The sequence below is a fragment of the Micromonospora sp. KC721 genome (assembly GCF_004348355.1).
Classification (GTDB): domain Bacteria; phylum Actinomycetota; class Actinomycetes; order Mycobacteriales; family Micromonosporaceae; genus Micromonospora.
The window spans coordinates 1-4,842 of sequence record NZ_SMJY01000300.1 but is presented as its reverse complement, the minus strand read 5'-3'; the positions used below and the strand labels follow the sequence as shown (position 1 = coordinate 4,842).

General features: G+C 68.6%; 5 protein-coding genes. 4 read left to right on the top strand and 1 reads right to left on the bottom strand.

Annotated features, from left to right (window positions below):
- Positions 1-518: 518 nt before the first annotated feature.
- From E1182_RS29195 to E1182_RS29185, 3 genes are all read left to right on the top strand, one after another.
- Entirely contained in the window at positions 519-1,190 is a 672-nt protein-coding gene (locus E1182_RS29195; protein ID WP_243706486.1) for a hypothetical protein, read from the top strand.
- Positions 1,191-1,502: 312 nt separating this feature from the next.
- Positions 1,503-1,982, top strand: coding sequence for a hypothetical protein (locus E1182_RS29190; protein ID WP_243706485.1), 480 nt, complete (start codon positions 1,503-1,505; stop codon positions 1,980-1,982).
- 42 nt (positions 1,983-2,024) lie between these two features.
- Positions 2,025-2,492, top strand: coding sequence for an SDR family NAD(P)-dependent oxidoreductase (locus tag E1182_RS29185; protein WP_207921566.1), 468 nt, complete (start codon positions 2,025-2,027; stop codon positions 2,490-2,492).
- 81 nt (positions 2,493-2,573) lie between these two features.
- Here the strand turns inward: E1182_RS29185 and E1182_RS29180 are convergent, their stop codons facing one another.
- A complete protein-coding gene (locus E1182_RS29180) occupies positions 2,574-3,227 on the bottom strand; it encodes a TetR/AcrR family transcriptional regulator (protein ID WP_132270941.1) in 654 nt (217 codons plus the stop codon).
- 233 nt (positions 3,228-3,460) lie between these two features.
- Here E1182_RS29180 and E1182_RS29175 point away from each other — a divergent pair, with 233 nt between their 5' ends.
- A complete protein-coding gene (locus E1182_RS29175; protein WP_132270940.1) occupies positions 3,461-4,393 on the top strand; it encodes an NAD(P)-dependent oxidoreductase in 933 nt (310 codons plus the stop codon).
- Positions 4,394-4,842 lie beyond the last annotated feature (449 nt).

Here is a 4,842-nt window from a genome sequence, read left to right as displayed (position 1 = left end):
GCCGCCGTGAACTGTTGCCCAAGACCATCGACGCCGTCGCCGGACTGGTGTCCGACCGCATGATCACCTGGTAGCCGAAGCCCCACCACCACAGCTCACGGCCCTACCCAATTGCGCACGAGATCGTAAGCAGTCGCCGCCGATTGATTCCGGCTACATCAGGCGATCGGTCAGAGCCCCGCGGAGGTGCGCCTGGTGAGGCGGGTGCCTGACCGCGACGCTGAACGACAAGACCAGTCGACAGAGGCGGCCGGAGCCGTCGGCGAAGGCGAAAGCCGCAGCTGTGCGGCACCCGACCGGCGGGATGTTTCGGGGGCCGCGGGCATGGCCGTCGGTAGACGCATCGCGGACCCAGGCCGGTTGCTTAGCCGCTGTATTGGTCGCAACTCGCCGGACATGCGGTAGCTTCTACCCTTCGATCACCGATTAGCGGATCGGGCAGGGCCCAGTTCTTGTGGTCTTCGCGGGATGATTCGCGCGGCAGGTGACGAGGCCCTTGCCCTACATGGAGGCATGTCGTGAGTTCCTACACCATCAGCATCGCCGCGGACGATCCCAGCCGGGCGACCACAACCGTGAGAGTCGAGTTCAACGGCGCGACCGCGCGTATCACCGAACTGGTGGTGCGCGCCGGTGAGGGGGACGGCCTGACCGCGGGCCAGATTCCCGCGGTCGATCTGGATCTGCTGCTGAAGGCGGTCACGCCTGCCGTCGGCGGCCAGCAGGCACTCACCGTCTCGCCTGCCGCTCCGGCCGACGAAGCGCCCGCCGGCGCATCCGTTGACGAGGAACCCGCCGACACCGACGCGGGCCAGCCTGTCGCCGCGACCACGTCCACCGCTGATCAACCGGCTACGACCACTCCGGTGAACAGCGAGCCAACCGAGGTCACTGTTCCCCAGCAGACGTCACGAGCGAAAGCACCGGCCACCGGTGCCACCCGGGCGGGTGGGCGCAAAGCCACCGGCGCCAAGGCCACCAAGGCAGGGCGGAAGACCAAGCAGACCGCGAAGGGTGAGGCGTCCCCCGGCACGGGGCGGGTGTACCGGCGGTCACCCGATGATCTGGAGTCGGTGTATCAGCAGGCCGGCAGCCCAGCGGCACTCGCCGATCACTACAACGTGCCTCGGCACACCGCCCAAGGATGGATCCGCACGCTACGCCGCCGGCAAGCCACCCCCACCGAGTAGCGACCACACCACGGACACGTCGGACGATCAGCTCCCCGTTGTACGGGGCGATTCCGGGATGACCAACCCGTTCGCCGGCTACCCTGGCCGGCGGACGGCCGCCCACCGGTTCACCGGCGATTCGCACGCACGGGCGAGGTCAGCTGGCGCGTAGGTGGTCGAGGGATGCCTCGTGGCTGAGCAGGATCCGGGTAGCGACGCGGGCGAGGATGCGGCGCCAGGCACCGCGACCTCGCAACGAGTGCCGCTGCACGACGACAGCCTTTCGACTGCCATCGTTCGACAAGGCACTGTGATGCGGAAGCCCTGATCGTGGGTGACGGTCGTAGTTCCATCCCGGACGCCGAGGAGACCGGCCATGCGCACTCTCCGATTCCTCACCCGCCCTGGCCGCGTCTCGCACCGCGCCGCGGCGACCGCGATGGTGGTGGTCGTCGGCACCGGCCTGGCCGTCCAAGGTGCCGCGCCGGCGTCGGCGATCCCGCCGGGTATCCCGTCGAGGCGACCGCGCAGTCGCAGCTCAACGCTCTCACCGTCCGCGCCGAGGGCTCGATGAGCGGGTACTCGCGGGACAAGTTCCCGCACTGGATCACCATCAGCGGCACCTGCAACACCCGTGAGCAGGTCCTCAAACGCGACGGCACCAACGTTGTCGTGAACAGCTCGTGCGCTGTCGTCCTACCGGTGCACCTACAGCAAGATGTGGATCACCGTGAAGCACAGCTGGGCCTGACCCTGCAATCGTCGGAGAAGTCCGCGCTACAGAGCATGCTCAACACCTGCTCATCCTGACCAAACCCGGCGTGGTCGCGTCGCCGGTCCTCCGACCGCGCCATCGTCAACACCGCATCGGGCTCCGGCCTGCTCAATCCCCTGCCGACACAGGCGAACTACGCGGCGGCGAACGCCGCGGTCGCGGCCATGACCACGGTGCACGCGCTGGAGCTGCGCCGGCTCGGGGTCCGGGTGAATTGCGTCAGCCCGTCGATGGTGCGCACCCGGCTGACGATGCCGGTGCCGGGCATGGACCGGACACCGCCGGACGGCGAACTGGACCCGCGGGACCTAATCGTGATGGCTCCGCTCGTCGCCTACCTGGTCAGCGCGGGATGCCCGTTGACCGGGCAGGTGCTGTCGGTGCGGGGCGGCTCGATCGCGGTCAACCACGGCTGGTCGCGCGGCGCGCAGATCACCAAGGACGAAACGCTCTGGACCGTGGCCGAGCTGGCGAAGGAGCTGGCGGCGCTGCCGCTGGAGGACCCGTTCGACCGGCTGGCGACCGCGCAGCTCGACAAGAAGTGAATGGTCAACCGGCCTCAATGTCCCCTTCCTCGGACTAGCGCTGACGAGCGTGTCGGGAGGTTTGTGGAGCGGATGAGCGGACTATCCGTTGCCGCCGGGTGGGTGGTGATCGTGTTCTCTGATCGCGGTCTCCACGAGGGCGCGGGCGGCCCAGGTCATGGCCTCCTGCTCGGCTTGAGGGTCGAGTCCGCGGACGTCACGCAGGGCTATCTGCGCCTCCCAGCCGACCACCATGGTCAACGCGGAGACGAGGCGCTCGTAGGACTGCTCGCTGAGGGTGTCGCGCAGTGGTTCGCAGGCCTTGTCCAGCCACTCGATCCGGCGTTGGCTGCGACGTGGACCGATCGGCTTGGCGGTGTCGTTCAGGGGCTGGTCGACGGTCAGGCGGATCATGCGGCGTCCCAGGGGTAGCGATTGTGGAGAGTACGTCAGCAGTGTCTGGATGAGGGCGTCGACCCGGCCCGCAGCGTCGTCGGCGAGTGCGGGATCGGACAGCGCCGCCTCGACCGGTGGCTCGTTGAGCGCGCCGGCCGTCGCGTCGATGAGCAACTCGTCGAGGGCCGGGAAGTACATGTAGATGGTGCGTCGCGACACGTCGGCGGCGGCCGCGATCTCGTCGACGGATGGCGTCGCTCCGGAGGCGCTGAGGCGTACCGCCGCATCGACGATCGCCTTGCGGGTGCGGCGGCGCTGCGCCTCCCGACCGCTGCTGCGGGCTGGTTTGTCAGTGGTCATCGGGGTGCTGCCCCTCCTCGGGTCTGTCGGTCACAACCGCCTTGACGGCGTTTCCGCCGCGAGTATATCGTCGTGCACTAGTTGCACATGAGTGCAATAACTGCATACGATGGCAGTCATCGAGTCACCGCGGCGATCCAGCTCGCTGGTCGGCTCAAGGGCTGCACGCAGTCCGGGCGGCCAGTGAGTGGCACCGCCCTTGAAGGCAGGAACGAGCGAACCAGGAGCTGACCATGAGAGTGCTGGTAGCAGGAGCGACCGGAGCGATGGGCAAGCAGTTGGTGCCGCGTCTGATCGGCGCCGGGCATGAGGTCTTCGCCATGACGCGCAACGAGTCGAACAAGGCCAGGCTGTCCCAGTGGGGCGCGGCGCCGATCGTCGCCGATGCGCTCGATCGCGGCCAGGTCGAGGTGGCCGTGCGCGCGGCGAAGCCGGATGTGATCGTCCATCAGCTGACCGCCATCGGGAACATTGACACACGCCATTTCGATCGCAGTTTCGCCGCCACCGACCGGCTGCGGATCGAGGGCACCGACAATCTCCTCGCGGCAGGGCGCGTGGCAGGTGTGCGGCGGTTCGTGGCGGCGAGCAACGGGGCGTTCACCTATGCCCGGACGGGTGGGCCGGTGAAGACCGAAGAGGACCAACTGGACCCGTCGCCGATCAGGCAGATGGCCCCGATGATCGCTGCGGTCGGGCATCTGGAGAGGGCTGTGCTGGGTGCCGACTGGACCGAGGGGATCGTGCTTCGCTACGGCGCGTTCTACGGACCGGGTACCTCGATGGAACCGGGTTCCGAGCAGCTGCAGATGATCCGTAAGGGGAAGTTCCCGGTCGTCGGCGAGGGCGGCGGGGTGTGGTCGTTCGTCCACATCGCCGACGCGGCTGAGGCGACGGTCGCGGCGATCCAGCACGGCGCCCCCGGTGTCTACAACATCGTCGACGATGACCCCGCCCCGGTCGCCGAGTGGCTGCCGGAGCTGGCCCGCAAGCTGGGGGCCAGGAAGCCGATGCGCGTGCCGCGGTTCGTCGGGCGGCTGGCCGCCGGAGAGGCCGGCGTCGTGCTGATGACCGAGCTTCGTGGCGCGTCGAACGCGAAGGCCAAGCGCGAGCTGGGCTGGCGCCCGGCACACCCGTCCTGGCGTCAGGGCCTCCAGGTGTCATGACTCCAGGCCGATCCCGACGCCGCCCGTCCGACCGTCTCCGACACGACGGCATGAAGCCCGGGGCACCCTGCCGGTGGCTTACAGGTAGGGAGCGCGCGGCCGGCTACTGACCGGCAATGGCTCGTCGAGGCGCGGGGCGCGCCCGGACCCCAGCTCGTCGGCATCCGGGACGCCCCACCGCCGTCGTCCACTAATGGGCAGCCCCATCTCCGCCTGGGCCCTGGCCTCCGAAGGCCGAAGACGGCATAGCCGATTCCGCCGCGATTGCGCGGCTGGATCGACGGCTGGCTCGCCGCTGTCTACTCGCCGACTTCGTTCACCTGACCACCCGGTTCGCCGGTCGATGAGCCTTTTCCAAGCTGATCTTGCAGCTTAGGGTGGGTGCGGCGGGCCCGGTGATCGATGGGTGCGAGGCTCCAGGTAGGACAGCTGTCGACCAAGACTCGAAG